We start from the raw sequence: 26260 nt of genomic DNA, 5'->3' as shown, positions 1-26260 counted from the left end.
GACAGCTAATGCCAGTTCAGGAGCGGAAAATGCATCCAAATTGGTGATATCGACTGTCTACAATAGAAGTTGAAAGTGAGTCGCATGAGGCTGGACGCGGGATCACTCGCCGGATAGAAGCCTTCGCACAGGTTTGGAGACGCTTAGTGGTAGTTGATATCTTTGAAGATTTGTTCGTCCTCGAACTGGCGAACAACCATTGGGGCAAGCTCCAACGTGGCCTGAAGATCATCGATGACTTCGCTGCCGTGGTGAAGGAGAATGGCGTCAAGGCATCGATCAAGCTGCAATTCCGCAACGTCGACGAGTTCATTCATCGCGATTACCGAGATTGCGACGACGTTCGCTACATTAAGAAGACGCTGGCCACTCAGATGCCCTGGGAAGAGCTGCGCGCCATGATCGATCGCGTCAAATCGCATGGCATGATTGCCATGGTCACTCCGTTCGACGAGGTCTCCGTCGACAAATGTGTCGAGTTCGGCGTCGACATCCTAAAGATTGCCAGCTCCGACATCCGCGACAAGACGCTGCTACGCAAGCTTGCCGGGACCAGCCTTCCCGTCGTCGCCTCGTCTGGCGGTGCCGATGCGCATCACATCGATCGGCTGGTGAATTACTTCACCTCGCGCAACATTCCTTTCGCGCTCAATCACTGCGTGTCGATCTATCCGTCCGAAGACAGCGAACTCGAGCTCAACCAGATTGACTATCTCAAGGCGCGCTATCCGGACATCACGATCGGCCTGTCAACGCACGAGCAGCGTGACTGGCACGATTCCATCCTCATCGCCTATGGCAAGGGTGCCCGTACTTTCGAACGTCACATAGACATCGATTACGAAGGCGTCCCTGTCAGCCCCTATTGCACGAAGCCCGATCAGGCCGACGTCTGGTTCAAGGCCTTTAACAAGGCCAAGGAAATGTGCGGCGGCTCGGCTGAGGCCAAGCGCTCGGTTCCGGCCAAGGAGCGCGAATATCTCGATGCGCTGGTTCGTGGCGTCTATGTCAAGCAGGACCTACCCGCCGGCCACAAGCTGACCGATGACGACGTCTATCTCGCCGTGCCTCTGCTCAAGGGGCAGATCTCGACCCGCGAGTTCGAAAGCGGTGAGGTGCTCAAGGGTCCGCTCGCGGCCGATGAGCCGGTTCTGCTGGACGACATCGACGCGGCCTACACTAGCGATCCGGAAGTGCGCCGCCTGGTGCCCGACCGCGGCTTGGCACGTCGGCTCCCCGACATGAAGATCGCGGTCAACCAGTAAGCCGCCTTTACCGGCTCGGCTAAGGGCTACTGCTAGGCTTGCGGAGCTCTGGTCCCGACTCTATCGGGGCTGGAGCTCGGTGCTTTCAGGAACGACCATGACCAAAATCCGCCTGTCCGACTACATTGCGCGCCGCCTGCACGAGTACGGCGTGCGGCACGTGTTCATGCTGACTGGCGGCGGAGCGATGCATCTCAACGATGCCATGGGTCGGGTCGATGGGCTGAAATACGTCTGTTGCCACCACGAGCAGGCGCTGGCCATGGCTGCCGAGAGCTATACGCGGCTCTCGGGACGGCTCGCCGCACTCAACGTTACGACCGGCCCAGGCGGCATCAACGCGCTGAACGGTGTGCACGGCGCCTATACGGATTCGATCGCGATGATCGTCGTATCAGGCCAAGTAAAGCGTGAGACGCTGGCCAGCAACGCGCCAGTGCGCCTGCGCCAGCTCGGCGACCAGGAAGTCGACATCGTTTCGATGGTCAAGCCGATCACCAAGTTCGCGGCAATGGTCACTGATCCGCGCGATATCCGCTATATCCTGGAAAAGGCGCTGTGGCTGGCGGAGACCGGCCGGCCGGGTCCGGTCTGGATCGACATTCCGATCGACGTTCAGTCGGCGCTGATCGACACCGAGGATCTCCACGGTTTCGATCCGCGGCTTGAAGGCTATGGCCGCGACTTTGCCCTTCCAGCGGAATATGGATGGCTGACCGGCGAAGCGCTTGACCAGGCCGCGCGCGACGTCGTCGCGGCGATCAAGGCTGCTGAACGCCCGGTGATCCTGCCCGGCACCGGCGTGCGCATCAGCGGCGAATACGACCGTTTCCTCGCCGTAGCCGAAAAGCTCGGGATCGGCGTGGCGCCCGCCTGGAATGCGCAAGACCTCGTCGAAGACGAACACCCGCTCTACGTCGGTCGTCCCGGCACCGTCGGCGATCGACCGGGCAACTTCGCGGTGCAGAACTCCGACTGCGTACTCGTGCTCGGCTGCCGGCTCAACATCCGCCAGATCAGCTACAATTTCGCCTCCTTCGCGCGTGCTGCGAAGAAGATCATGGTCGACGTCGACGCCGCCGAACTCGCCAAGCCGACGCTGTCGATCGACATGCCGATCCACGCGAACCTCAAGGATTTCCTGCCCGCGCTCGAGCGCGCGCTCGTGGGCTACGAAGCGCCGACGACCCACAAAGCCTATCTTGACTGGGCGCTTGAGCGCCGCGCCAAATACCACCCGGTCTTGCCCGAATACTGGGAAACCAAGGGAGTTGTGAACCCTTATTGCTTCACAGAGGCGCTGTTCGAGCAGCTGGAGGAGAACGAAGTAGTCGTCATGGCTGATGCCACCGCGGCTGTGGTCACCGTCCAAGCGGCTCGGCTCAAGAAGGGACAGCGGCTCTATTCAAACTCGGGAGCCGCATCGATGGGCTATGATCTGCCCGCGACGATCGGCGCGTGGCATGCCATGACTTTGGAATCCGGATCCGCCTATCCCGAACGCATCATCTGCATGGCGGGCGATGGTTCGATCATGCAGAACCTGCAGGAACTTCAGACGATCGTCGGTCAGGGCATCCCGGCCAAGATCTTCCTCTACAACAATTCAGGCTATCACTCGATCCGTCAGTCGCAGCAGGCTCACTTTCAGGGCTTTTCGGTTGGTTGCGGTCCGGATTCGGGCGTAACCTTCCCCGAATTCGGCAAGATCGCCGCCGCTTTCGGTTTCGCTTATACTAGAACCTCAGACCACTCGGACATTCGCGATGCGGTGCGCCGGACGCTGGAGGCTGAGGGCCCTGCGATTTGCGAGATCATGACCGACAAGGCTCAGCAGTTCGCGCCCAAGCTCTCGTCGAAAAAGCTTGAGGACGGCACCATGGTCACCGCCCCGCTGGAAGACCTCGCCCCCTTCCTTCCGCGCGAGGAACTCGAGGCGAATATGCTCATTCCATTGATGAGCTGATGAACCGGCCGGCAGCACTTCTCTTCGATCTCGACGGCACCCTGGTCGACAGCGCGGTCACGATCACGTTAGCGCTTTCCGAGCTGTCGGCGATGCGTGGTGGCGGGCCCGCTGATGTCGCCCGCGTCCGCCGCCTGGTCAGCAAAGGCGCGCCGGCATTGGTCCGCGAGACTCTAGGCTTGCTCGCTGGCGACAGCGAAGCCGACGTCGCTGCATTTCGTGCGATTCTTACCCGGCTACCCCCAAAGCCCGAGATCATCTTTTCCGGTGTGATCGACGCTCTCACGAAGCTCACGTCGGTCGGCCACGCCTGCGCGGTCGTCACCAACAAGCCTGAGCAGCTCGCACGCCTATTGCTGGAGCAACTGGATCTCGCCCACTTTTTCGGGGCGATCGTTGGCGGCGACACTTTGGCCGTCTGCAAGCCCGATCCGGCGCCGCTTCGTCATGCACTGCAAGGCTTGGCAGGAAGAAGAGATGTCGCGATCATGATCGGTGACAGCGACATCGACGCGCGTGCCGCGACCGCTGCGGGGCTGCGCTTCGCACTGTTTTTGGGAGGTTACGAGCCAGATCGCTGCGCCAATGAAGCGGTGTCGGCCGTCTTCGCGAGGTTCGATGAACTTCCGACCGTGCTGCATCGGCTGGTATCGGACGAACGGGCGCCGCAGGTTCGCGCGACTGGCTGAAAATCGAGGCGATCCGGCCACCATGTTGATCATGGCCAAGGTTCGGGTCGCATGTTAGGTGCCGGCGGCGGCGCTGGCGGATATAAGTTCGGGTGGACATAAATTCGATGACTGCTGAAGGTTTGCTGAGCGGGGCCAAGGGCAAGCCGCGCGGATTTCGCCGGTTCTGCTGGATCGCCATGGTGGTGCCGGTCGGGCTATCGCTGCTCTGTTCACAGGTCGCCTGGGCACAGATGGGCGATTACGGTGGCGTGCCAAGCGGCTCCCCACTCGATGGCGGGCAGTCTAGCCAGAACCAGCGCGGCACGAGCCAGGACGGTCCGCAGCGAAGCACGAGCACCGTCGTCATGCCGACGACGCCCATCGCCCCCGTGACGATCTCGGGCGGCATCGCCCAATCCCCCCTCGGCTGCGCTCTCCAATGCTCCGCCCGGACCTGACAGCGATGTTCTCGACATTCGCAATCCTCGGCTCAAGCCGCCCGCAGCGCCCGGCGAATACGAGCGTTGGCTGCTGGAAGTCACCGGCCGCAAACTGAAGCGCTTCGGCAGCGATCTTCTATTGCCCAGCAATCGCGACTATGCAGTTCCAGCAACTTCAGCGATCCCTCCCGACTACGCGCTCAATGTCGGGGACGTCATATCGATCTCGCTCAACGGTTCGGTAGAAGGCAGTGCCAATTTCGAAATCGACCGCAACGGCCAGATAATCCTGCCGAACGTAGGCGCCGTCCGGCTTGTCGGAACGCATTATCGCGACCTCAAGGACCGCCTCGTGGCCGCGGTCGGCCGCCAGTACCGCGGTTACAACGTTGCGGTCTCCATCCAGCAACTGCGCGGCGTACGCGTCTACGTGACCGGATTCGCCAACAATCCCGGGGCTTATACGGTCAACAGCCTTTCGACGCTGGTCAATGCCGTGTTGGCCGCGGGCGGGCCTTCGGCAGGGGGCAGCTTCCGCTCGATCAAGCTCTATCGCAATGGCCGCGAGGTCGTCGATTTCGATCTCTATGACCTTATACGAAAGGGCGACAAATCGCGCGATCCGTTGCTGCAAAACGAAGACGTCTTGTTCATCCCGCCGGTCGGGCAACAGGTCGCGGTCGTCGGCAGCGTCAACGAAGAGGCCGTTTACGAGGCGCGTGCGGGCGAAACGATCGAGGACGTGGTGCGCATCGCGGGCGGCCCGACCAACCTCGCCGACGGGGGACGTGTGATACTTTATCGCCTGCGCGACCGCGACAGCGGCTGGAACCACCAGCTCAGCCGCGGCGATGCGGCGACCCAGACAGCCGAAGCGGGCGACATTATCCAGTTACTGCCGCAGGGTTCGCTCGTACGGCCGCTCGATCGCCAATCGACGATCGTGCGGCTTGAAGGAGAGGTCAATCGGCCCGGCAACTATTACGTGCCGCCCAGCACTCCGCTTTCGACGGTCATCGAAATGGCCGGCGGGCTGACTCAGCGCGCTTTCGTTTTCGGCACCCGGTTTACCCGTGAGACGGTACGTACGCAGCAACGCCAAAGCTATCGAGACGCGATCGACCAGATGGAGCAGGTTTTGATCACCGCCCCACTGACCCAAGACACGTCATTCAACGGCGGCGACCGTCAGGCGCAACTCGCATCGGTCCGTGGCTTCCTGGAAAAACTGCGCAGCGCCGAGCCGGATGGCCGGCTCGTGCTGGAACTCTCCCCCAACGAGACGCAGTTGCCCGGTAATCTCGTTCTCGAGAACAACGATCGGATCGTCGTTCCGCCGCGGATCGATACGGTTGGCGTGTTCGGCGCGGTTTATCGCCCTGCCTCTTTCCTCCTCGGCGCCGGCGGTCCCAAGCGTGTGCAGGACTATATCGAGCAGGCCGGCGGCACGATCCGCGCAGCCGACAAGGGCACGATCTTCGTTGTCCGCGCCAATGGCGAGGTTCTGAGCAAGAAGCGCGGAGCATTGAAGGCCCGCGTACTGCCTGGTGACATCATTTTCGTGCCCGTAAGAACCCAGGGCAATACATTCTGGGCCAAGTTCAAGGATATCACCCAGACGCTGTTCCAACTCGGCCTGAGTGCCGCGACCGTGGCCGCAATTCAGTGACGAAGGCGCAAAGCATGATCGGCCGACTGACGCACGCGCCGGTGTTCCGCGAGCCAAGTAAGCGCCGTGTGCTGATCTTGGTACTCGTGGCGCTGTGCGCCGTGCTCACACTCTTCCCGGAACGCAAGCGTGCCGCGATGAGCCTGACGCCTGAAGCCCCGCCAAGTCTCAGCATCTCGTCGGGCATGAGTCAGCTCGGCGCTCTCAACAGCGTGTTCGGTAACCAGTCCACGGTTGAAGTTGCGCTCAAGATCGCGGCCAGCCCCAGCGTACGCAATGCTGTTGCCGAAAAGCTTAAACTCAACCAAAGGCTCGACATGGACCGGATCCATGTCCTGCGCTGGCTCGACCGAAAGGTCGATGTCCGATCGATGCGAGGCGGCATCATACAGTTCGAGATCCAATACGGCGACGGAAAGCTCGGCAGCGAGATCGTGGCGGCCTATGGCGAAGCGGTAAGTGCGAAACTCGCAACGATCAGCCGCAACCAAGCGACCTTCAAGCGCGATATCCTGGTCAACATCGTCGCTGACGCCAGTGAACGGCTGCAGAAGGCGCAGACCGACTACGACAACTTCCGCTTGCAGACCCGCTACGGCCAGCCTCTCGCCGCAATCACCGCTATCGGCGAGCGGATTCCCGTGCTCGAGCAGATGATCAAGTCAAAACAAGTCGAACTCGCTGCCCAGCGCCAGTTTGCGACTGACGACAACATGCGCGTGCGCCAGATTCTCGCAGAGCTCGAAGCACTCCAGGCACAACTGGACGAGGCGAAGTCCATTGCGCCGGATAAAGTGGATTCCGTTGGCCAAGTGGTCAAAGAATCGACGCGAGGCGAGCGTCTGCGACGGGATCTACTGTTCGCCCAGGTCCTGCACGAGACCTATCGACGGTTCCTGCAAAGCACCGCTGCCGAGGACATGACCTCGAACATCAACGTGCGTGTGCTCGAGCCGGCCTATGTCGATCCGGCCCGGCAATACAACTACGCGCCCTTGATGATGGGCGTACTGCTAGTGCTGCTCGGCATTGCTATCGAGTTCTACACGCTGCGTCCGCCGCTGCAGGATCGGAAGCTGACATGACCCCGACGGACACGCCTGAGCGGCCGGATATCTCGGTCATCATCCCGTGCTACAACGAAGAAGAGAACGCCGAGGCGATCGTCGCGGCGGCGATCGCCGAACTCGAGCCGCTCGGGTTGAGTTTCGACGTCATATTCATCGACAACGATTCGACCGACCGCACGGTGGAAATCGTTCGGGCGATCTGCGCGCGTGAACCGCGTGTGCGGTTAATCGTCAACACGCGAAACTTCGGCCAGATGCGCTCACCGGTCCACGCGATCTATCAGGCGCGCGGGCGCGCGATACTTGGCCTCGCGGCCGATTTCCAGGATCCGCCCGCCTTAATCCCTCAGCTGGTCGAGCAATGGCGTGCGGGAGCGGACATCGTACTCGGCGTTCGGCAGGGCGAAGGCAAAGCCGGCCCCGTCCTGCGCACCATGCGCAAGCTGTCCTACTGGCTCGCCGCAAAATTCGGCGACTATCCGGTCATTCCCAACGCCACCGGCTTCGGCATCTATGATGCGCGCGTAGTCGACGCGACCCGATTGCTGGCTGAACCCGAACCCTTCTTCCGCGGCATGCTGGTGGAAACCGGCTTCAAGGTTGTCACGCTGCCATACACGCGCCCCGAGCGTGCAGCGGGAAAATCAAAGAACGACTTCTTCGGGCTGCTCGATTTCGCAATGTCTGCGCTGGCCGGTTCATCGAAACGTCTGTTGCGCGCGCCGATGTACATTGGCGCTTTCGGTTCCCTGATGACTGTGGTCATGTTGATTGGCGGAACCGTCGCGTTCTTTCTGGGCCGCCCTATTGCCGGGTGGTTCATCGCTGCTATTGTCCAGGCCGAATTTGCGCTGCTGTTCGGTTTTCTTGGCCTTTTGGGCGACAATATCCGAATTATTTCCGAGCGTTCACGTCGCACACCGCTGGTGATAGAGCGCGAGCGCATCAACTTCCCCCCGAATTACTGACGTGATTGTACGACCATCCCGAGCCCGCCTGCTTGAGGTCTGGCGCTACTACCAGGCTGGCGTGGTCAACACCGGCTTCGGTTTCGGGCTCTATTCGTTGCTGATCTGGCTGGGCATCAACATGTTCGCAGCTCAACTCCTATCACACTGCATAGGCGTCGCCTTCAACTACATCAGCTACAGGCGTCATGTTTTCCGCGATGCCTCCTCGGCGAAAATGCGTTTCACGCTATCCTACGCCTTCAACTATCTGGCGGGCTTGGCCGTGCTCGCATCGGTCGCACAGTTCATCGTCTCGCCCTATCTTGCCGGTTTCGTGTCGGTAGTCATCGTCTCGTTCATCAATTATTTCGTGCTCAAGCAGTTCGTCTTCAAGGCCGCCAAGGCATGACAGTGGTCCGGCGCCGGCGTGCATCGCTATGGCTGGAATATGCCTTCATTGGCGGCATTCTGTCAGGGCTCGCCTATTCGGCCTGGTTCCTCTTCAAATACCACTATCTGCCGCAGCCATGGTTCTACGAGCCCTGGGGCACTTTCATGGACTGGTACTCGCTGGTTGTCTGGGGGCACGAGCCCGGTGCATATGATATTGCCGGCACCATCTATCCGCCACTGTCTTTCATCATCCTGCGCATCTTCAGCAAGCCAAGCTGCTATCCCCAGTTCGAAAGCGAATGGGCACGCGATTGTGATCACATCGGCATTTATGCCTTGTTGGGCATGGTCCTGGTCAACGCGATACTGACCTTCCTAACGTTCCGAAAGCACGACCGGGAGACCTATATTCCGCGGGCCTTTGCCCTGTCCTTCGGCTTTCCGATGATCTTTGCATTCGAGCGCGGCAACTTGCTGCTGTTCACCTATCCCGCGGTGCTACTGGGCTTCGGCCCCTTGCTGAGATCGGCACGCCTGCGATGGTTTTTCGGCGGCGTCGCGCTGAACTTCAAGATTTACCTGATCGGCGCGGTGTTTGCGCCGTTGCTTCGGCGTAAGTGGTCCCAGACCGAAGGCATGCTGCTGTTCGGAGCGGCGGTTTATATCGTCACCTGGCTGTTCCTCGGCGAGGGCTCGCCAAGCCAGATCGTTCGGAACGTCACGACCTATGTCGGCGGTTTTGGCGCCGGCGGTTTCCTCGATCTATGGTATGCCGGCAGTTTTATCCCGGCGATCTCGCTGCTCAAGGGAGAGACCTTCCCGATCACGACGATCTTGGATTCGAATGTTGTCGATATTCTGCTGATAGTCGTCACCGGATATCTGCGGACGACTCAGTTACTGATCGTCCTGGCTGCTGTGGCAGCCTGGTTGCGGCCTGAAGCGGTCCCGCTTCACCGCATGGTATTCCTGGCTATCACGCTGGCGCTCAGTTCTTCAGAGGCCGGCGGTTACACGCAACTGCTTGTTCTTATATTCGTGTTCATGGAACCGTGGCGCGGCGTAGGCCGACCGATCGCCTTGCTCGTCGCTTACCTACTATGTCTGCCCGCCGAGTATGTGATTTTCGACATTGCACCAATGGTGCGGACCAGTTGGCTATGGGATGGGGGCGCCCGGGTTATCACCCAATACGGCGTTGGCGCCGCTTCGCTCCTGCGGTTGGTGGGCAATTACCTCATTATCATCTGCCTCGCCTGCGTAACGCTCCGCGACATTTGGACAGACATTCGCCAGCAGGGGTGGCGAGGTCGCTGGCGCTATCGCGACGATGCCCCAATTCTGCCGCTGGTGGAGCACCCCATTCCCGCCGCGGCTACGAGCAACGATAGTTGATCCCAAAAAGGTATAGTCATGACGAAGTTTCGCAAATTAGCGGCGTTCGGCGCCGGTAGCGGCCTGAAAGATCTTCTCACCCTGCTTCCCGGCGATGTCGAACTCGTCGCCATCGGCGATAACGACGCCGCGCGTCATGGGCAAAGCGCGGGCGGGGTATCAATTGTGCCCGCCGCCGAGCTGGCACGACTCGATTACGATGCACTTGTGATCACCGCGGGTGCGGTCGATCCGGTGCGCGAGCAGTTGATCGCTCTCGGCGCCGCGCCCGACAAGATCCTCGCGCTTTGCCCCAGCGCCAGCGCGACGCTCGTCGATCAGGTCAATATCGACATCACTCGCCTGAACCAGGGCTTGGGTATCAACCTGCCAGCCGCAGGCATCGCCACGATGTATCTCCGTTTCGAGAGCGAGAACCTAAAGGCCTCTGCCTGGCCGGTCGACTTCGTCCGAAACCAGACCTTCAACCTCTGCGCCGAACAGATCGCATCGAGAGGCGTCACCGGTTCAGTGGCCGAACTCGGCGTGTTCCGTGGTGATCAAGCTCACCTGATCTCGCGGCTTTTCCCCGATCGGCCGTTTCATCTGTTCGACACGTTCGAAGGCTTCGCCAAGGCCGATCTCGGTGCCGAAGAGAACTCGGGATTTTCCGGGGCGAGCCTTGGTGACTTCGCCAACACCAGCATCGACCTGGTGATGAGCAAGCTGCATCGGCCTGAGCGGGTGGTTGTGCACCAAGGATTCTTTCCTGCGACGGCGGAAGGTGTCGAGGATCGCTTCGCTTTCGTCAGCCTCGACGTCGATCTGCACGACCCCACCGCTGCCGGCCTCGAATTCTTCTACCAGCGACTCAATTCTGGCGGCTTCATCTTCGTTCATGACTACAACAACGGCCGCTACAATGGTGTGCGCAAGGCGGTGGAGGATTTCGTCGCAACAACGTCAGCCTGCACGCTACCACTTCCTGACTTTTCCGGTTCTATTGTCGTGATGAAGCCCTGATGAGTGAGTTATCTGACCTGGATGACCTTGTGCTTCCCCGCCCGCCTTACGACCGCGCGCGGTCGGAGGGGCAGATGATTGCACGAGATTCGTCCGCTGCTGCGGGTGCACCCGGGCACGGAATTGTTCTCGCGGGTATTCTCGTCATCGCCCTCGTCATTTGCCTCTATAGCATCCGTTTCGGCCTGCCCGCACTCAACGACCCCGACGAGCTGACCTTCGAGCTAGGCGCGCTCAAGATGCTCCGCGGGCCGACGCTCAATCCCGGCTGGTTCGGCCATCCCGCCACCACGACGATGTACGTACTGGCGCTGGTCACTGCAGCCGTATTCGGCATCGGCCATTTGCTGGGCCGGTTCCCCACGGTCGGCAGCTTCGCCGATGCCATCTATGCCGATCCGAGCTGGGTCATCCTGCCCGGGCGCATCGCCATGGCGGTTTTCGCGTTGGCGACAATCTACCTGACCTATCTCCTGGCGAGAGAGCTGTTGGGCCGGCGCACCGCGCTCGCCGCCGCGGCGCTGCTGGCGGTCAATCCGGTGCACGTCACCTGGTCGCAGGTGATCCGCTCGGACATGATGGCCTGCTTCTTCATGCTGCTGTGCATGCTGGCAGCGCTGCGCATCGCCCGCCATGACCGCTGGCGCGACCATGTGCTGGCCGCGCTGTGGCTGGGTGCGGCGATAGCGACCAAGTGGCCCTATGCGATCACCGCTCTGGCACTTTGTGGCGTCGCGGCGTTGCGCATGGCGAGCCACCCCGCCGACCGCCGCCGCAGCGTGTTACGGCTGGCCCTGTCGGGCGCCATGGCGCTGGGCTTCCTGCTGCTGATCTCGCCCTATCTCGTGCTCGATTCCAGGACCGCGCTCGGCAACATGCGCGGCGAGGCGCAGATCCGCCACCTTGGCGCAACCGGCGGCGCGCCTTGGGACAACGCCTGGTGGTATCTGAGCGGGCCGGTGCTGACCGGTTTTGGCGTGATAGGGCTGGCCCTGGCCGCCTGGGGTCTCGTCATGATAGCCCGCCGGCGCGAGGCTTTGGCCGTCCTGTTGCCGGTTTCACTCGGCTTCTCCCTGCTGCTCTGCGTCCAGAACCTGGTCTGGGAACGCTGGGCTCTGGCGCTGATGCCGCTGCTGGCGATCGCCGGTGCTGCCGGTCTGGCCGCGCTGAGTGCCCTGGTTACTCAGCGCAGTTCACCCCGATTCGCCGCCGCTGCAATTCCTGCCGTGCTCGCCTTAGCGCTGCTTCAGCCAGGCCTGCGCGCGGCGGCCGACGCGCGCGCGCGTCTCAACGACACGCGCCAGCTCGCCTCGGCCTGGGCGCACCGCAACGTCGCGGCGGGCAGCACGGTGCTGGTCGAGCACTTCGCCTTCGATCTCCAGCCCGAGCCCTGGCATTTCATCTTCCCGCTCGGCGACGCCGGCTGCATCGACGCCAAGGCGATGCTCCACGGCAAGGTGCAGCTCCATACGGTCGAGGCCGGCAAGAAGGGCCGGTCGAACGTCGACTACGGCACGGTCGCACCGGCGATGCGCGAGACCTGCCGCGCCGACTATGCCATCCTGACCCAATACGACCGTTATGCGGCCGAACGCACGGCCTTCCCCGAGCAGTACGCCGCCTATCGCGAGATGCTTTCGCGCGGCCAGATCGTCGCGACGTTCTCGCCCGAATATGGCAAGGTCGGCGGCCCGGTCACCCGGATCATCCGCTTCCCGCGGTGACCCGCTTTAGCGCTCGCTCATCGATTCCGACGTGGTCTTGGTGATCGGCTTGGTCAGGTAGCGGAACACCGTGTTCTTGCCGGTGAGGATCTCGGCTGTCGCGGTCATGCCGGGCTGGATCTCGATCTTCTCGCCCGGATGGCGCGGCCGCAGCCTGCTGGCATCGGCTTCGAGGTTCACCCGGAAATAGGTGACCGAGGTGCCGTCGGGGCGCTGTTCGCTCAGCGTGTCGGGGCTGATGAAAGTGACACGTCCGTGGCCGACGCCGTAGACGCTGCTGTCATAGGCGTCGAACTTCACCGATGCCTGCTGGCCGACCTTGACGAAGGCGATGTCCTTGGGCGCGACCTGCGCCTCGATGATCAGCCGCTCGCCCGAGGGCACGATCTGCAGCACCTCGTCACCGGGACGAAGCACGGCGCCGACCGTGGTCAGGCGGACGTTCTTCACGATGCCGTTGGTCGGGGCGATGAGGTCGGTCGCTTTCAGCGAATCCTCGCGCTGCGCCAGGATCTGCTGCGCCGAGACGAGGTCCTCGTCGGTCTTGGTATATTCGGTCTGCAGGTCGGCGATGTACTTGGCCTGCTTGCCCGAGATCTGCCCGTCGACGTCGGCAATCCCGCGCTGCATGCGGATGATCTCCGACCGGGCCACGTCGCCGCTCTTGAGCAGCGGCATGTTGAGGTCGAGCTCCTGGCGCATCAGCCCTTTCATCGAGTGCAAGGCATCGAGATCGGACTGCTGGGCAGCACGGCGCTTGAAATAGAGCTCGCGCTGGTTGCGCACGAAGTCCGGGTAGCCGTCGAGGCCGGCGGGGAAAGTCAGCGGCCGGTCATAGAGTTCGGCCTGGATCCGGACCATCGCGCTCTGCAGCGAGGCGACCTTGGCGCGTGCCTCGGTCACCGCGGCCTGAAGCTTGACCTTGTCGAGCGTCACCAGCAGCTGGCCGCGCGTGACCTTGTCGCCCTCGCGTACGCGGATCTCGCTGATCACGCCGCCGTCGGCGCTCTGGACGATCTGGACGCGGCCGATCGGGACGACGCGGCCCGGCGCGCGGGTGACCTGATCGAGCTCGGCCCAGAGCGACCACAGGATGAACAGCACGATCGTCACCGCGATCGTGGCGATGACCCAGGTCGAAGTCCGAGACGCTTTGAACATGGTGCTGCGTTTCCTGGAACTAGCGGCCGAAGGTGCCCGAGACGGGCGGTGCGGTGGGCGACTCCGGCGGAGACCCGGCGGCGGGTGCGATCTTGGCCTGCCGCGCAGGCGGCGTCGGCTTGGCCTGAAGCTTCTGGATCACTTCGTTGGTCGGTCCGTCGAGCATGACCTTGCCGCCGCCCATCAGGATCACCCGCTGGACGCGCGCGAGCAGTTGCAGGCGGTGGGTGACGATCACCAATGTCTGGTCGGGCCCGATCGCCTGGTCGAGCGCGGCGAGCACTGCGACTTCGCTGTTCTGGTCGAGATTGGCGGTGGGCTCGTCGAGCAGCCAGATCCGCGGGTTGGCCATCAGCAGGCGGGTGAGACCGACGAGGCTGCGCTGGCCGCCCGAGAGCCCGCGGCCGCCTTCCTGAATCGGCAGGTCGAGCCCCAGCGGATGCGATGCGATGAGCTGGATCAGGCCGGTCTTCTTCGCCGCTTCCATGACCGTCTCGTCGCTGGGCTTGGGCAGGCCGAGCAGCAGGTTGTCGCGCAGGGTGCCGTTTATCAGCCGGTACTCCTGCGGAAGATAGCCGATATGCTGGCGCAGCACGTCGTCGGCAATCTGCGTCATGTCGAGGCCGGCCAGCTTGGCCGTGCCCTGCTGAGCGTCGAATATGCCCGACATGATGCGGATCAGCGTGGTCTTGCCCGAACCGACGCCGCCGATGACCGCGATGCGCTCTCCGGGGCGGAATTCGAGCCGACCGATGTCGAGCCCCTCGCGCGCGCCGGGGTAGGCGAAGCGGATCCGCTCAAGCACCATCGGCCCTTCGATCTTGCCCGGCCGCAGCGAGCTTTCGCCCGAAGTGCGATCGAGCGGAAGCTTGAGGATGCCGTCGAGCGCGCGCAGCGACGAGGACGCATAGCCCCACTGCACGATCAGCCCGGGCAGCATGGCGATCAGAGGGCCGTTGACCCGGCCCGAGATGATCGAGCAGGCGAGCAGCGCGCCCGAGGTCATGTTGCCCGCGGCGACCTCGACCGCGCCTACCGCCATGATGCCGACATAGGCGAGCTGCTGCATCGTCGCGAAGACCGTGGCCGCCGCGGCCGACCGCTGCTTGACCGGATCCTCGTAGTGATGGATCTCGCGCAGCAGCCGGTTCCAGCGCGCCAGCATAAACCACGAGCCGCGCCCGGCCTTAATCGATTCGGCGGCGTCGAGCGATTCCACCAGCAGGCCGTTCTTGCGGTTGCTGCTGACCTGCGCGCGGTCGGTGCCGATGCGGATCATCTTGGCCAGGCCGAAGGCCAGACCGAGCGAGATCGGCAGCGCGATGACCGGAATGATCGCCACCACCCCGCCGATCAGGGCGATGATGACGATGAAGAAAAGCGCGAAGGGCAGGTCCGACAGCAGGAACAGCGATCCCGAGGACATGATCCCGCGCACCTGCTCGAGCCCGCGCAACTGCGCCGCCATCGTGCCGATGCCCGGCGGACGGGCATCGAGCCGGACGGCCTGCGCGCGAGCGAAGAAGTATTCGGAAACCTCGGCGTCGATTTCGGCCGCCTCGCGCTCGATCATGATCGAGCGCACCGTACGCAGGATGAAATCGATGCACAGCGCCGCGATCACGCCGATCGTCAGCACCCAGAGCGTCGAGAAGCTGCCGCTGCCGTTGGGAATGACCCGGTCGTAGAGCTGCATCGAATAGAGCGATGTCACCAGGGTGATGATATTGGCGAAGACCGTTGCCAGAGTCGCCGAGACCAGCACCGACTTGCGCTTGATGATCGCGCGCCAGAAGATCGAGATCGCTTTCGGCGTCTCCTGGCCCTGCTGCAGCGGATCGGGGAAGGCGACGTCGAAGAAGGCCAGGTCTTCGCCGTAGTCGAGCAACGGCAGATGCAGGCCCGAAAGCCGGATCAGCGTATCGCTTTCCCACTGTTCGGCCACGGCCCAGCCGATCGCCCGGTCGTAGACGAGAAGCGGGAACTGATCGGCGCGCGGCCTGGCGTGAAGCTGTGCCGGTGCAGGCCAGGCAAGCCGCGCACAGAGCACGGCGAGGTCCTCAGCGCCGAGGCCGAGATCCGCGTCGTCGAGACCGTCATCCCACTTGGGCGCGAGTGCCGTGCCCTTGACGTGGGCGAAATGCTCCACGGCGCCGCGGAGGCTGGTATCTGTCGTCATTTCTTTGCTCCCGGGAGACCGCTGTCGAGCGGCCTCGGCTGCCAGCCACAGGTCCTGAGCCAGATATGCGCATTGGAAGCCATGGCCGACGTCTCGGCCTCGGCCACGGATAGTTTAGAATTCGTTGCTTCGCGCGATGCATTCATCACGTCGAGCCAGGTGCGGCGGCCGGTGATGAACTGGCGCTTGTAGCTTTCGGTGACGAGCTGCGAAGTCATGCTCGCCTGCGTGTTCGCCGCCGCTCGCTCGCGCGCCGAACGGTTGTTGACGAAATCGAGCTGCAATTGTTCGCGTACTTCGCGTTCGGCCGTGGCGACGTTGAACAGCGCCGCATCCACCCGGGTGCGCGCTGCCTCGGCATCGGTGAGCTTCGACAGGCCGTTCCCCGTCTGCGCGCGCAGGACGATGCCCACGCGCGTGCCGGTGATCTCGTTCTGCGACACCTGCCCCACCACTTCGGGCATGATCGCCCCCCTGGCGACCCTGACATCGGCCTGGGCGATGAGCACTTCCCCGCGCAGCCGCGCGAGGCCCGGGTCACAATTGAGCGCGCGCGCCATGGCCCCCCTGATCGCTCGGATGCATCGTTACCGCATCGTACTCGGGCACCATGCCGAAGTCCTGGCTATTGGTGCCGACGAGCTGGACCAGCTGGGCGAGCGCGGAACTGCGCGCGGCCTTGGCCTGTTCGAGATCCTGCTGGAGCTGCGCCGTGCGTGACATGGCAAGGTCAAGGTCCGCCTGCGGGCTGACTTCCTGGCGAACGCGGTTCTGGATCGTCTGGAGCAGCGCGCGATGCTGTTCCAGACCGCTTTCTAGCACGGCCGTCCGCCGGGCCGCGAGCGCCAGGTTATAGAACGCGTCGGATACCTGGATCGCCACCTGCTGCGCGGTCTGGTCGAGCGCGGCGACGCGCATGAGCATGGTCGCACGGGCACGGTCGATCGTCCCGTCGAGCTTGCCGAAATTGTAGATCGGCTGCTCGCCGACGATATTGGCCGTGAACGGGTCATCATAGCCCGGCTTGCCCCCCGCAGCGCCAGGGCTTCGACCTGAACGCTGGGGAAGCGCAGCCAGTGCGCGCTGCGCAGGTCCGTCCGCGAAGCGCGAAGCTCGGCTTCGGCATTGCGGATCGACGGATAGTTCTCGGTCGCGGTTGCCGCCGCCTCCAGCAACGCCGGAGGAATCCCGGGCGGCGCCGCGACCGGCGCGATCGCAACGTCACTGTCCGACGGGGGACCATAGGCAGGGGCAGCGGGGGCCGGAGGACCCTGCACGGGCGGCGCAGCAGCAACAAGACAGGCCGCCGCGCAGGTCAGCGCAGCCAGGGAAGTCATTCGGGTCATCGTCCGACGCTCGCGCGGAGCTTGCCGGTTGCCGGCCGGTTGACGTCGGGACGGTGATTCAAACGCAGGCGCTCCGAGATGGCTGATTGTCATATTGGATAATCTCGTCACGCGCCTGTCCCCTCAGACGCGGCCGGCAAAATACCGACTACTCCGCAGATGCTTCCGGCGTCACCGTAGCCGAAGCGACGCCGCCCGCACGGCTGCGAGCCTGCGGCCAACTATAGTTAACCGTTGCAGCGCATGCAAATAATGAACTGCGCGCCGCAATCGAATGCGGAAACTACGAGATGTTGTGGTTCTACTGGCCGGCCGGAGAACCTGTAGGGGTTTGGGCGGGCACTGCCGGCGCCGGAGCGGCCTTGCCGGCCTCTTCCGCCTGACGGCGGGCATCGTAGTCGCGCTCGGCCTGCTCGACGCGCGCCTGGGTGGCGGCCGCATCGGCATCGATCGTCGAAAGACGCTTCGCACGCTCGGCGGCGATCAGTTCGCCGAAGCGGATCGAGGGATTCTGGCCCTTTTCGGCATAGGCCTTGTCGATCAGGCGCTGGACGCAGCCGGTCGCTCCGCCCGGGCCGACCGGCGAGCAGCTCTGCGTGCCCGACCTGCCGACCGTCTCATAGGCCATGACTTTGTTGTTCCAGGCGTCGTTGGCCGGCGACTGCGAACCGCGCAGCTCTTCGGGGATGCGATAGCGCTCGTTCTCGCTCTTGCGCGCGCAGACGGTGATCTCGTCCCCCTTCGGCTGCGGGCATTCGTCGTCGCCATAGACGATGAGCATGTTGACCTTGTCCTCCCCCGAGGGCGCCGCCGGGCCGGCCGCCTGCGCTGCGGCCGTAACGGGGGAAAGCAGAAGTGTGGAAACCAGGGCAACGGCTGCGGCGGCTAGAGAAAGGCGTGGCACGGCATCGTTTCCTTGTCTGGTCGGTCCGAGTGGCTCCAACGATATAGGGTCGTCGGCAGTGAATGATAACTGAAGCGGCCGAGTCAGTACATCGTTCCGCGGCAGCGTCAGATACGCTCCGACAGCCGGATCGCGACGCGGCATCCAAGACGAATCGCCGCGGAGACCAGCGGATAGGCCGGAGCCCTTTCCGCACCCGCCTCCAGCGCAGCTTCGCGGTGCGCGCGTTCGTCGGCGCGAAATTCCTCAATCATTCCGGATAGCTCGGGATCGCTGTCCCCCAGCGCCTCAATCTGGCGCGTGTAGTGCCGGTCGATTTCCTCCTCGACCGCTGCCGTGCAGGCCATCGCAGTTTCAGGCCCGACCAGCGCGGTCGCCGCGCCGAGCGCGAAACCGGCAACGCTCCACAAGGGCTGCAGCGCTGTCGGTCGCACGCCGCGCTTGGCCAGCAGGGCGTCGAACCGCGCACGATGTGCGGCTTCCTGAACGGCCATGGCGGCGATTTCGGCCGCACGCGGCGTGCGGTTGCCCATCACCGCGAGCTGGCCCGCATAGATCCGCGTCGCGCCATATTCGCCCGCCTGGTCGACACGAAGCATGATGGACGTGTCGGCCAATGAATTTTTGGGCTGTGCCTCGCTCATGCCGTTCCCTTCGCGCTACGCCCGAGCAGTAGCACGACCGCCAGCGCGGCGACGCCGGAAAAGAGGAAGTTCCATCCGGCCAGCGAAATGCCAAACAGCTCCCACTGCGCCGCGTCGCAGCGGATCAGCGGGGCGTTCATGATCGCGTCCAGCGGATCGCCGCCCTTGGCAGTAACCGAGGTGGTGCAGGCGGTGAAACCTTCCCACCAGTGATATTCGACCCCGGCATGAAACCCGCCGATCACCGCCGAAACGGCGATCGCCAGCGCCGCCAGCCAGACGAATGATCGCTTTCCAGTCGGGACGACAAAGGCCAGAACCGCCAGTGCGAGGGCCGCGAAATGGGCATAGCGCTGCCACCAGCACATCTCGCAGGGGAACAGATGGAAGGCATATTGCCCGATATACGCGCCGCCGAGCAGCGCCAGAGGCGTTGCCAGTGCAATCCCGCGCGCCTGCTTGAGCGCCGCTTCCCCCACCGCCATGTTAGGGTTTGCGCGCGGCGAGCAGGCCCGGCTGGGCGGTCCGGCGCAGCGTGTCGATCGCGTAGGTCAGCTGGAAGTCGGTGATCCCTTTGGCCTTGAGCTGTTCCGCGGTCAGGCGGAAGCGCGGATCGTCCTGCTTGTCGGTCTCGAGCTGCTTGTCCTCGAGGTTCACCTCGTTGATCAGGTGCCCGCGCAGGTCGGATTCGCGCAGAGCGCGTTCCGAGCGCTTGCGCGCATCGGGATCGGACAGCTGCGGCACGCGGATGTCTGGCTCGATGCCGCCTTCCTGCACCGAATGGCCCGAAGGCGTGAAGTAGCGTGCCGTGGTGAGCTTGACCGCGCTGGTCTTGTCGAGCGTGAACATCGACTGGACGCTACCCTTGCCGAAGGTCCGCTCGCCCATGATCACCGCGCGGTCCTGGTCCTGTAGCGCGCCGGCGACGATCTCGGAGGCAGAGGCGCTGCCCGCATCGACCAGCACGATGATCGGCAGGCCCTTGGCGACGTCGCCCTTGAACACCGATTCGGCCTTGTAATATTCATTCTCGCTGGCGATCCGACCGCGCTGCGAAACGATGTCGCCCGAGGTCAGGAACAGGTCGGACAGCGCGATCGCCTCGTCGAGCGAACCGCCGGGGTTGGAGCGCAGATCGAGCACGATGCCCGACAGCTTGCCGGCGGTGTCGCGCTTCATCTTCGTGATCGCCTCGTCGACGTACTTGCCGACATCGCGCGAGAATTCATTGACCGTGACCACGCCGACCGTGCCGTCGAGCTTCGAGGTCACCGGCTGGAGCTGGATCACGCCGCGCGTGACAGTCACGTCGAAAGGCTCGTCGCGACCCGAGCGGAAGATCGTCAGGCGGATCGAGGTGCCGGCCTGGCCGCGCATCTTGGCCACGGCCTCGTCGAGGTCGCCGCCGTAATAGAGCTTGCCGTCGAGGTGGGTGATGTAGTCGCCCGCCTTGATGCCCGCCTGCTCGGCCGGGCTGCCGCGGAACGGCGAAACCACCTTGACCGCGCCGTCGTCCATCACGACCGACAGGCCGAGGCCCGAATAGTTGCCGTCGATCATCGTCTCCAGCCGCTGCAGGCTCGGGCCGTCGAGGAACGACGAATGCGGGTCGAGGCTTTCGAGCATGCCGTTGATCGCGCCCTTGACCAGCTTGTCGTCGTCGACGTTGTCGACGTAGTTCTGCTTGATCAGCTGGTAGATCGCGACGAGCCGGCCGAACTGCGGCCCCGAGCGGCTGTCGACCGCGGCAAGACCCTGCGTCGCCGCCGGAATGAGGGCAACGGCGCCGACCAGCATGGTCGCGCGGGCGATGGAAGCAAGCTTGGACATCGGGAGTCTTTCAAACATGAATGGTGCTTGTATCGCCCTCGCGGGATGAACGCCAGATGGCCCGGACAGGGCGCCCGATCCCGTTACCGGCCCCCATTACCGCCCTACGAATTCCAACGGATTGACCGGCAGGCCGTCGCGCCTCAGCTCGATCGTGACGATTGGCTGGCCGGGCCCGGCGATACCGAGCGGCGATCCGCCGAGCAGCGGCGCGCCGACGCTGGTATCGAGGCGCGCAAGGCCGGTGACCAGCGAGGTCCAGCCACCGGGATGCTCGATGATGACGATATTGCCGTAGCCGCGATAAGGCCCGGCGAAAGCGACGCGGCCCGCAGCGGGCGCGACGAGCTGGGCACCGCCGCGGGGCGCCAGCGCGATGCCGCGGACCAGCGCGCCGCCTTGCTGCTGCGCTGCGCCGAAGCCGCTGACCAGCCGGCCTGCGACGGGAAGCAGATAGCCGGATAGACCCACGGCGGCCTCGGTCGGCGCTTGCTCGGTCTGAGCAACCTGCGCTTCCTCGGGCCGTGCCGGACGCATTACCGGGCCGGGCAGCCTCGCAAGCTCGTCGCGCACCGCGCCTGCTTTGCGCAGTTCCTCGGTGAGGGCGCCGAGATCGCGCGCCTGCTCGGCCAGCGCTAACGCGCGTTCGGCCTCGCGGTCGGCAGCGCCGGTGACGCTGCGCGAATCGAGCCGCTGGCGGGTTTCGAGCGCAGCCAGCGTCTTGCGCCGCGCGGTCAGCATGGCCTGGCTTTCGCGCAAGTTGCGCTGCGCAACTTCGGCGCGCTGCTGCAGTGCCTTGCTCCGGTCGATTTCGGCACGCAGCGCGGCAGTGCGGCGCTGAACTTCAGGCAACATCGTCGCGAGCAGCGCGCGCATGTACATCGTCTCGCGTACCGAACCGGGGCGCAAAAGCGCCAGCGCCGGCGGCCGCCGCGACAGCCGCTGCAGCGCCGCGGTCAGCCGCACCACGGGTTGCTGCCGCTCGGCCAGCCGCGCGCGCAGCACCGCCTGTTCGCGGCCGATCAGCCGGGCCTGCGCCTGATGCTCGGCAATGTCTGCCTCGGTCTGCTGGATGCGCGCGGCGACGGCGGCTGCCTCGCGCGCGGTGCGATCGGCGACGGCCGACACGCGGGCCGCCTCGGCCTCGAGCCGCTCCGCCCGTTCACGCGCCGTTGCGCCCTGCGAACGCGCGTCCGCCAGCGCGCGACGCGCATCGGCGGCATCGTCGTAGGTCTGCTGCGCCATGGCCGCCCCAAACGCCCAGACCCCCGCGAGCACGCTCATCGGCAGGATAAAGTATAAAAGTGGTCGCAGCCCCGACGTCATAACGTCGGTCTTAACCAGATCGGTGGTAGGGATGGCCAGCAAGAATGCTGGTCGCGCGCCACAATTGTTCGGCGAGCATGGCCCGGGCCATCATATGCGGCCAGGTCATCGCACCGAAGGCAATGAGCAGATCGGCCTTGGCCCGTCCTTCATCGCCGTGCCCATCGGCCGCGCCGATCAGGAAGCGCGTCTCACGCACCCCGTCGTCGCGCCAGCGGCCGAGCAGGGCGGCGAATTCCTCTGACGAAAGCTGGCGGCCGCGCTCGTCGAGCAGGATATCGCGCGAAGGCGTAAGCGGTGCCGGGAGCGTGCCGCCCACGTCGGGCAGCTCGCTGAGCTTGAACGGCCAGGCAATACGCTTGGCATAGCGATCGACAAGTTCGGCCTCGGGCGAGCGGCCGATCTTGCCTCTGGCAATGATGTGGAGCCTCACGCGGCTCCGAGGGCCGCACTGTCTCCGAATGCCCACATGCGCTCGAGGTTGTAGAAGCTGCGCACTTCGGGGCGGAACAGGTGCACGACGATGTCGCCGGCATCGACCAGGACCCAGTCGGCAGCGGGAAGACCCTCGATCCGGGCATTGCCGAACCCGGCCTTCTTGATCCGCTCGGCCAGCTTCTGCGCCATGGCGGTTACCTGGCGGGTCGAGCGGCCCGAGGCGATGACCATGTGGTCCGCGATCGTGCTCTTGCCTTCGAGCGGGATGGAGACAACCTCCTGCGCCTGATCGTCGTCAAGCGAGGTCAGCACCAGCGCGTGCAGCGAGTCTTGCTCAGCAGCGACGGGAGAAGCTGGGGCGGGGGCGGCAGCGCCGGCGGCGGCCGGCTGGGATTGCGCCTGGTTCATGTAAGTCGAAATTGCTCCTCTGAAATAACACTATGACAAATGGGAAGCGCGCTTACGCGGTCAAGAATTGATCGGAAAATGTTACCGCAGGAAGTCAGCGCGCTCGCGGGTTTGCCCTTTGGGCTCATTCCGCACCCGATGGGATGGAACGGTGCGTTACCCCGTCGCGCAAACCGCCTGTTTCGAGGCTGTCTGCCCAGTGCGGATCGGCCTGGCGGATTGCCGTGGCCGAACGCCTATCGGGATCGAAACGCAATAACACCAGCGCCGGAGCGCTCCATCCAGTCCGGTTGCGGATACTGGCGGCGGACGTCCGGAAACGCCTGAGCCAGGCCATCGCGGGGCTCGCGACAGCGGCTTCATCATACCCCGGACGGGCGACAACTGCAATCGGCATGGACCGGGCGAGCTTTCGCCAGTCTTTCCAGCGGTGCAACTGGGCGAGATTGTCGGCCCCCATCAGCCAGATGAAGCGCCGGTTCGGATAGCGGCGCTGCAGCTTCTTGAGCGTCTCGGCGGTATAGCGCGTACCCAGTTCGCGCTCGACGGCCGAGACCCGGATCGGGGCGCGGCGGGCCGTCCGCCGGGCCGAGGCGAAGCGCTTGGACAGCGGCGCCATGCCTTGCGTAGGCTTCAGCGGATTGCCCGGTGAAACCAGCCACCAGGCCTCGTCGAGCTCCAGCGCATCGAGCGCGAACAGCGTGATCCGCCGATGCGCGCCGTGCGCTGGATTGAAGCTGCCGCCGAGCAGGCCGACGTAGCGCGGCAATCCTCTGCTCAAGGACGAACTTGGCCGGTTCCGCGCACGACCCACTTGTAGGTCGTCAGCCCTTCGAGCGCGACCGGGCCGCGCGCGTGGAGGCGGCCCGTGGCGATGCCGATCTCCGCGCCGAGGCCGAATTCGCCGCCGTCGGCGAACTGGGTCGAGGCGTTGACCATGACGATGGCGCTGTCGACTTCATCGAGGAATCGCTCGGCCGCAGCGTCGTCGGCCGTGACGATCGCGTCGGTATGGTGTGAGCTGTGCTGCGCGATATGCGCCAGCGCCGCGTCGAGCCCGTCGACCACCGCGACCGAAAGGATCGCGTCGAGGTACTCGGTATCCCAGTCGTTGGCCGCTGCCGGCAGGATGCGCGGATCGAGCGCGCAGGCACGGGCATCGCCGCGCAGTTCGCAGCCGACGTCGAGCAATGCGGTCACGACATCGGCCGAATGCGGAAACAGTGCGTCGAGCAGCAATGTCTCCATCGCCCCACAGATGCCCGTGCGCCGCATCTTGGCGTTGAGCGCGATAGTCCGCGCCATCTCCGGATCGGCAGACGAATGAATATAGGTGTGGCAGATGCCATCGAGGTGCGCGAGCACGGGCACGCGGGCATCGGCCTGGACGCGCGCGACGAGGCTCTTGCCGCCGCGCGGCACGATCATGTCGATCAGGCCGGCAGCGGTCAGCATGGCGCCGACCGCCGCACGGTCCTGCGTGGGCACGAGCTGGATCGCATCGACGGGCGCGCCGACCGATTCGAGCCCGCGGACAAGCGCCGCGTGGATCGCGCGGTTGGAATTGACCGCCTCGCTGCCGCCGCGCAGCAGCACGGCATTGCCCGAGCGGAAGCCAAGGGCCGCGGCGTCGGCGGTAACGTTGGGGCGGCTTTCGTAGATAATGCCGATCAGCCCGATCGGCACACGCACCCGGCTGAGCCGGAGGCCGTTGGGTCGCTCGCTACGATCGATGACCTGGCCGACGGGATCGGCCAGCTCGGCGACCTGGGCCACGGCATCGGCAACGCCGGCCAGCCGCTTCGCATCGAGCTTCAGCCGGTCGAGCATGGCACCGGTCAGGCCGTTGGCCTCTCCCGCGGCATAGTCGCGCGCGTTGGCGGCGAGGATTTCGCCCTCGGCATCACGGAGCGCCTGCGCGGCAGCGCGCAGTGCAGCGGCCTTCTCGGTGTCGGACAAAAGCGCCAACCGACGTTGCGCGGCGCGGCCGGTCTCGGCCATGCGGGCGACGAGCGCCTCGGGGGTTTCCGTAACGAGAGTCTGCGTAGCCATGATCCCGCGCCTAGCACCCGGCGGCGCGCCTGTCACCGCAGTGTATCCGACCGGCGATAGAGTTGGGAGCGAATCGCCCCTCCAACTAAATCGTTACCTAAATGTGAGGCGCGAACCCGCGCGTTGTGCGCACTTTTCACCATTCGTCGCTACCGGCGCTCGACTCGGCGTGAATCGTCCCTAGGGATTCGCCCCTAGGTAATGAAGCTGCTAGCCGCGCCAGCCGTGGGGTAAAAAGGCTATAAGCACGGGGTCGCTTTGAAAGTTGCAACTGCCGGCGGCATGCAGAGCCGCCTGCGGGCGGTGTTTCCCGAACGCGAGTTTTTCATGCGTTCGCAGGGACAGGTCCGTTTCATCAAGATTTCCTCGCGGCTGCAGATGGCGGTCGCCGGCGTCGTCGCGCTATTGCTCGCGGCCTGGATCGTCACCATGGCGAGTGTCGCCATTTCGCAGATCCTGTCGACGCGTAATCGGTTGGCGCTGCTGAACCGCGAAGCCGATGTAGCCTCCGCCGAGAGCCGCGTCTCCGCCTACCGCAAGAACCTCGACGCGACCGCCGCCGACCTCGCCCGCCGGCAGGACTTCATCGAAAAGATGGTCGAGAGCCAGGTCGGCGAGCTACCAGCCGATGCCAAGGCCGGCGAAACCGTTTCCAACAGCAGCAGCGAGGCCAAGCGGACCGTCGACAAGGTCAGCGCTGCGCTGCCCGAGGCCGCCGGCCTGGCCCGCATCGAAGCGCGCCAGCTCGCCTTCGTCGAGAACATGACCCGCCTCGCCGACCGGCGTTCGGAGCGCGCCTCTTCAGCGATCCGCGCGCTCGGCCTCAATCCCGAGACGATGATCGCCCAGCTCGACGACAAGAGTGCGCAGGGTGGTCCGCTGATGCACCTCGCTACGTCAGCCGATGGCTCGCTCGATCCGCGCTTCCGCCGCCTCGGCCTCAGCCTCGCCCGCATGGGCCTGCTCGAGCGTGGGCTTTCGGGCATTCCCAATACCCTGCCGGCCTCGATGGAATTCATCTCCTCGGGCTTCGGCTACCGCTCCGACCCCTTTACCGGCGAAGGCGCCTTCCACGCCGGGCTCGATTTCAAGGGCCCGATCGGCGCGCCGATCTACGCCGCGGCCAAGGGCAAGGTCGCCTTCGTCGGCCAGCGCCAGGGCTATGGCAATTGCATCGAGATCGACCACGGCAACGGCCTGATGACGCGCTATGCGCACATGTCTGCCTTCCACGCGACGGTCGGCCAGCCGGTCAAGGCCGGCGCCCTCATCGGCGCCATCGGCTCCAGCGGCCGCTCGACCGGCCCGCACCTGCATTTCGAAGTCCGGATCAACGACCGGCCCGTCAACCCGCGGCCCTTCCTGGAGGCAGCCCCCCATGTTCTCGAAGAAGCCCGGGCCGGAAGCCCCGGTGGCCGCAACTAACC

General features: G+C 64.4%; 25 protein-coding genes. 12 read left to right on the top strand and 13 right to left on the bottom strand.

The window, feature by feature from the left end:
• Nucleotides 1-146 precede the first annotated feature (146 nt).
• The 11 genes from KRR38_RS20705 (at nucleotide 147) to KRR38_RS20655 (ending at nucleotide 12545) form a co-directional block, all read left to right on the top strand.
• Complete coding sequence (locus KRR38_RS20705) at nucleotides 147-1265, top strand: N-acetylneuraminate synthase family protein (RefSeq protein ID WP_217405100.1); 1119 nt, start codon at nucleotides 147-149, stop codon at nucleotides 1263-1265.
• 97 nt (nucleotides 1266-1362) lie between these two features.
• Nucleotides 1363-3231 (top strand): thiamine pyrophosphate-binding protein, encoded by a 1869-nt coding sequence (locus KRR38_RS20700; RefSeq protein WP_217405099.1) that lies wholly within the window; start codon nucleotides 1363-1365, stop codon nucleotides 3229-3231.
• Entirely contained in the window at nucleotides 3231-3920 is a 690-nt protein-coding gene (locus KRR38_RS20695) for an HAD-IA family hydrolase (RefSeq protein ID WP_217405098.1), read from the top strand. Before KRR38_RS20700 ends, KRR38_RS20695 begins: the two co-directional genes overlap by 1 nt.
• A gap of 107 nt (nucleotides 3921-4027) precedes the next feature.
• Nucleotides 4028-4360, top strand: a complete 333-nt coding sequence (locus KRR38_RS20690; protein ID WP_217405097.1) for a hypothetical protein — start codon at nucleotides 4028-4030, stop codon at nucleotides 4358-4360.
• A 121-nt stretch (nucleotides 4361-4481) separates the two neighbouring features.
• On the top strand, nucleotides 4482-6011 hold the full coding sequence (locus tag KRR38_RS20685) for an SLBB domain-containing protein (RefSeq protein WP_217405096.1): 1530 nt from the start codon (nucleotides 4482-4484) through the stop codon (nucleotides 6009-6011).
• 14 nt (nucleotides 6012-6025) lie between these two features.
• On the top strand, nucleotides 6026-7096 hold the full coding sequence (locus KRR38_RS20680; protein WP_217405095.1) for a hypothetical protein: 1071 nt from the start codon (nucleotides 6026-6028) through the stop codon (nucleotides 7094-7096).
• A complete protein-coding gene (locus KRR38_RS20675; protein ID WP_217405093.1) occupies nucleotides 7093-8049 on the top strand; it encodes a glycosyltransferase family 2 protein in 957 nt (318 codons plus the stop codon). The genes KRR38_RS20680 and KRR38_RS20675 overlap by 4 nt, the downstream gene beginning before the upstream one ends.
• Nucleotide 8050: 1 nt before the next feature.
• Nucleotides 8051-8440, top strand: a complete 390-nt coding sequence (locus tag KRR38_RS20670; RefSeq protein ID WP_217405091.1) for a GtrA family protein — start codon at nucleotides 8051-8053, stop codon at nucleotides 8438-8440.
• On the top strand, nucleotides 8437-9819 hold the full coding sequence (locus KRR38_RS20665; protein WP_217405089.1) for a hypothetical protein: 1383 nt from the start codon (nucleotides 8437-8439) through the stop codon (nucleotides 9817-9819). The genes KRR38_RS20670 and KRR38_RS20665 overlap by 4 nt, the downstream gene beginning before the upstream one ends.
• An 18-nt stretch (nucleotides 9820-9837) precedes the next feature.
• Nucleotides 9838-10821 carry a TylF/MycF family methyltransferase gene (locus tag KRR38_RS20660; protein WP_217405087.1) on the top strand — a complete coding sequence of 328 codons (984 nt, stop codon included), beginning with the start codon at nucleotides 9838-9840 and terminating at the stop codon, nucleotides 10819-10821.
• Between the two features lie 74 nt (nucleotides 10822-10895).
• Complete coding sequence (locus KRR38_RS20655; protein ID WP_217405085.1) at nucleotides 10896-12545, top strand: glycosyltransferase family 39 protein; 1650 nt, start codon at nucleotides 10896-10898, stop codon at nucleotides 12543-12545.
• A 6-nt stretch (nucleotides 12546-12551) separates the two neighbouring features.
• On the opposite strand, the gene KRR38_RS20650 is transcribed toward KRR38_RS20655, so the two are convergent.
• The 13 genes from KRR38_RS20650 to KRR38_RS20590 all read right to left on the bottom strand — a co-directional run bounded on the left by KRR38_RS20650 (nucleotide 12552) and on the right by KRR38_RS20590 (nucleotide 24833).
• Nucleotides 12552-13706, bottom strand: coding sequence for an HlyD family efflux transporter periplasmic adaptor subunit (locus tag KRR38_RS20650; protein ID WP_217405082.1), 1155 nt, complete (start codon nucleotides 13704-13706; stop codon nucleotides 12552-12554).
• Nucleotides 13707-13725: 19 nt separating this feature from the next.
• Nucleotides 13726-15885 (bottom strand): ATP-binding cassette domain-containing protein, encoded by a 2160-nt coding sequence (locus KRR38_RS20645; RefSeq protein ID WP_217405080.1) that lies wholly within the window; start codon nucleotides 15883-15885, stop codon nucleotides 13726-13728.
• Entirely contained in the window at nucleotides 15882-16445 is a 564-nt protein-coding gene (locus KRR38_RS20640; RefSeq protein WP_217405078.1) for a TolC family protein, read from the bottom strand. The genes KRR38_RS20645 and KRR38_RS20640 overlap by 4 nt, the downstream gene beginning before the upstream one ends.
• Entirely contained in the window at nucleotides 16423-16962 is a 540-nt protein-coding gene (locus tag KRR38_RS20635) for a TolC family protein (protein WP_217407377.1), read from the bottom strand. The genes KRR38_RS20640 and KRR38_RS20635 overlap by 23 nt, the downstream gene beginning before the upstream one ends.
• A 570-nt stretch (nucleotides 16963-17532) precedes the next feature.
• A complete protein-coding gene (locus KRR38_RS20630; RefSeq protein WP_217405075.1) occupies nucleotides 17533-18135 on the bottom strand; it encodes a hypothetical protein in 603 nt (200 codons plus the stop codon).
• Nucleotides 18136-18242: 107 nt separating this feature from the next.
• Complete coding sequence (locus tag KRR38_RS20625) at nucleotides 18243-18779, bottom strand: demethoxyubiquinone hydroxylase family protein (protein ID WP_254514900.1); 537 nt, start codon at nucleotides 18777-18779, stop codon at nucleotides 18243-18245.
• Nucleotides 18776-19264 (bottom strand): disulfide bond formation protein B, encoded by a 489-nt coding sequence (locus KRR38_RS20620; RefSeq protein WP_217405073.1) that lies wholly within the window; start codon nucleotides 19262-19264, stop codon nucleotides 18776-18778. The genes KRR38_RS20625 and KRR38_RS20620 overlap by 4 nt, the downstream gene beginning before the upstream one ends.
• A gap of 1 nt (nucleotide 19265) precedes the next feature.
• Nucleotides 19266-20609, bottom strand: a complete 1344-nt coding sequence (locus KRR38_RS20615) for a S41 family peptidase (protein ID WP_254514899.1) — start codon at nucleotides 20607-20609, stop codon at nucleotides 19266-19268.
• A gap of 96 nt (nucleotides 20610-20705) precedes the next feature.
• Nucleotides 20706-21854: a murein hydrolase activator EnvC gene (locus tag KRR38_RS20610; protein WP_254514898.1), complete on the bottom strand. Its 1149-nt coding sequence runs from the start codon at nucleotides 21852-21854 to the stop codon at nucleotides 20706-20708.
• Nucleotides 21855-21945: 91 nt separating this feature from the next.
• A complete protein-coding gene (locus KRR38_RS20605; protein WP_217405067.1) occupies nucleotides 21946-22368 on the bottom strand; it encodes a 23S rRNA (pseudouridine(1915)-N(3))-methyltransferase RlmH in 423 nt (140 codons plus the stop codon).
• Complete coding sequence (gene rsfS, locus KRR38_RS20600) at nucleotides 22365-22781, bottom strand: ribosome silencing factor (RefSeq protein WP_217405065.1); 417 nt, start codon at nucleotides 22779-22781, stop codon at nucleotides 22365-22367. Before rsfS ends, KRR38_RS20605 begins: the two co-directional genes overlap by 4 nt.
• 124 nt (nucleotides 22782-22905) lie before the next feature.
• A complete protein-coding gene (locus tag KRR38_RS20595) occupies nucleotides 22906-23550 on the bottom strand; it encodes a nicotinate-nucleotide adenylyltransferase (protein ID WP_254514897.1) in 645 nt (214 codons plus the stop codon).
• Nucleotides 23551-23558: 8 nt separating this feature from the next.
• Nucleotides 23559-24833 carry a glutamate-5-semialdehyde dehydrogenase gene (locus KRR38_RS20590; RefSeq protein ID WP_217405060.1) on the bottom strand — a complete coding sequence of 425 codons (1275 nt, stop codon included), beginning with the start codon at nucleotides 24831-24833 and terminating at the stop codon, nucleotides 23559-23561.
• A 258-nt stretch (nucleotides 24834-25091) separates the two neighbouring features.
• Between KRR38_RS20590 and KRR38_RS20585 the strand changes: the two genes are divergently transcribed.
• On the top strand, nucleotides 25092-26258 hold the full coding sequence (locus KRR38_RS20585) for a peptidoglycan DD-metalloendopeptidase family protein (RefSeq protein WP_254514896.1): 1167 nt from the start codon (nucleotides 25092-25094) through the stop codon (nucleotides 26256-26258).
• Nucleotides 26259-26260: the final 2 nt, after the last annotated feature.

Origin of the sequence: Novosphingobium sp. G106 (genome assembly GCF_019075875.1) — a bacterium.
In the GTDB taxonomy this organism is placed as follows: Bacteria; Pseudomonadota; Alphaproteobacteria; order Sphingomonadales; family Sphingomonadaceae; genus Novosphingobium.
Note: the sequence above shows the minus strand (reverse complement) of the source record. Positions and strands in the feature narration are given on the sequence as shown.

Excerpts from the sequence above, each read along its gene's own strand:
- KRR38_RS20700 (WP_217405099.1), top strand. The coding sequence starts at position 1,363 with ATGACCAAAATCCGCCTGTCCGACTACATTGCGCGCCGCCTGCACGAG.
- KRR38_RS20695 (WP_217405098.1), top strand. The coding sequence starts at position 3,231 with ATGAACCGGCCGGCAGCACTTCTCTTCGATCTCGACGGCACCCTGGTC.
- KRR38_RS20665 (WP_217405089.1), top strand. The coding sequence starts at position 8,437 with ATGACAGTGGTCCGGCGCCGGCGTGCATCGCTATGGCTGGAATATGCC.
- KRR38_RS20640 (WP_217405078.1), bottom strand. The coding sequence starts at position 16,445 with ATGGCGCGCGCGCTCAATTGTGACCCGGGCCTCGCGCGGCTGCGCGGG.
- KRR38_RS20625 (WP_254514900.1), bottom strand. The coding sequence starts at position 18,779 with ATGAGCGAGGCACAGCCCAAAAATTCATTGGCCGACACGTCCATCATG.
- KRR38_RS20675 (WP_217405093.1), top strand. The coding sequence starts at position 7,093 with ATGACCCCGACGGACACGCCTGAGCGGCCGGATATCTCGGTCATCATC.
- KRR38_RS20590 (WP_217405060.1), bottom strand. The coding sequence starts at position 24,833 with ATGGCTACGCAGACTCTCGTTACGGAAACCCCCGAGGCGCTCGTCGCC.
- KRR38_RS20620 (WP_217405073.1), bottom strand. The coding sequence starts at position 19,264 with ATGGCGGTGGGGGAAGCGGCGCTCAAGCAGGCGCGCGGGATTGCACTG.
- KRR38_RS20650 (WP_217405082.1), bottom strand. The coding sequence starts at position 13,706 with ATGTTCAAAGCGTCTCGGACTTCGACCTGGGTCATCGCCACGATCGCG.
- KRR38_RS20660 (WP_217405087.1), top strand. The coding sequence starts at position 9,838 with ATGACGAAGTTTCGCAAATTAGCGGCGTTCGGCGCCGGTAGCGGCCTG.
- KRR38_RS20655 (WP_217405085.1), top strand. The coding sequence starts at position 10,896 with ATGATTGCACGAGATTCGTCCGCTGCTGCGGGTGCACCCGGGCACGGA.
- KRR38_RS20615 (WP_254514899.1), bottom strand. The coding sequence starts at position 20,609 with ATGTCCAAGCTTGCTTCCATCGCCCGCGCGACCATGCTGGTCGGCGCC.
- KRR38_RS20610 (WP_254514898.1), bottom strand. The coding sequence starts at position 21,854 with ATGGCGCAGCAGACCTACGACGATGCCGCCGATGCGCGTCGCGCGCTG.
- KRR38_RS20680 (WP_217405095.1), top strand. The coding sequence starts at position 6,026 with ATGATCGGCCGACTGACGCACGCGCCGGTGTTCCGCGAGCCAAGTAAG.
- KRR38_RS20645 (WP_217405080.1), bottom strand. The coding sequence starts at position 15,885 with ATGACGACAGATACCAGCCTCCGCGGCGCCGTGGAGCATTTCGCCCAC.
- rsfS (WP_217405065.1), bottom strand. The coding sequence starts at position 22,781 with ATGAACCAGGCGCAATCCCAGCCGGCCGCCGCCGGCGCTGCCGCCCCC.
- KRR38_RS20690 (WP_217405097.1), top strand. The coding sequence starts at position 4,028 with ATGACTGCTGAAGGTTTGCTGAGCGGGGCCAAGGGCAAGCCGCGCGGA.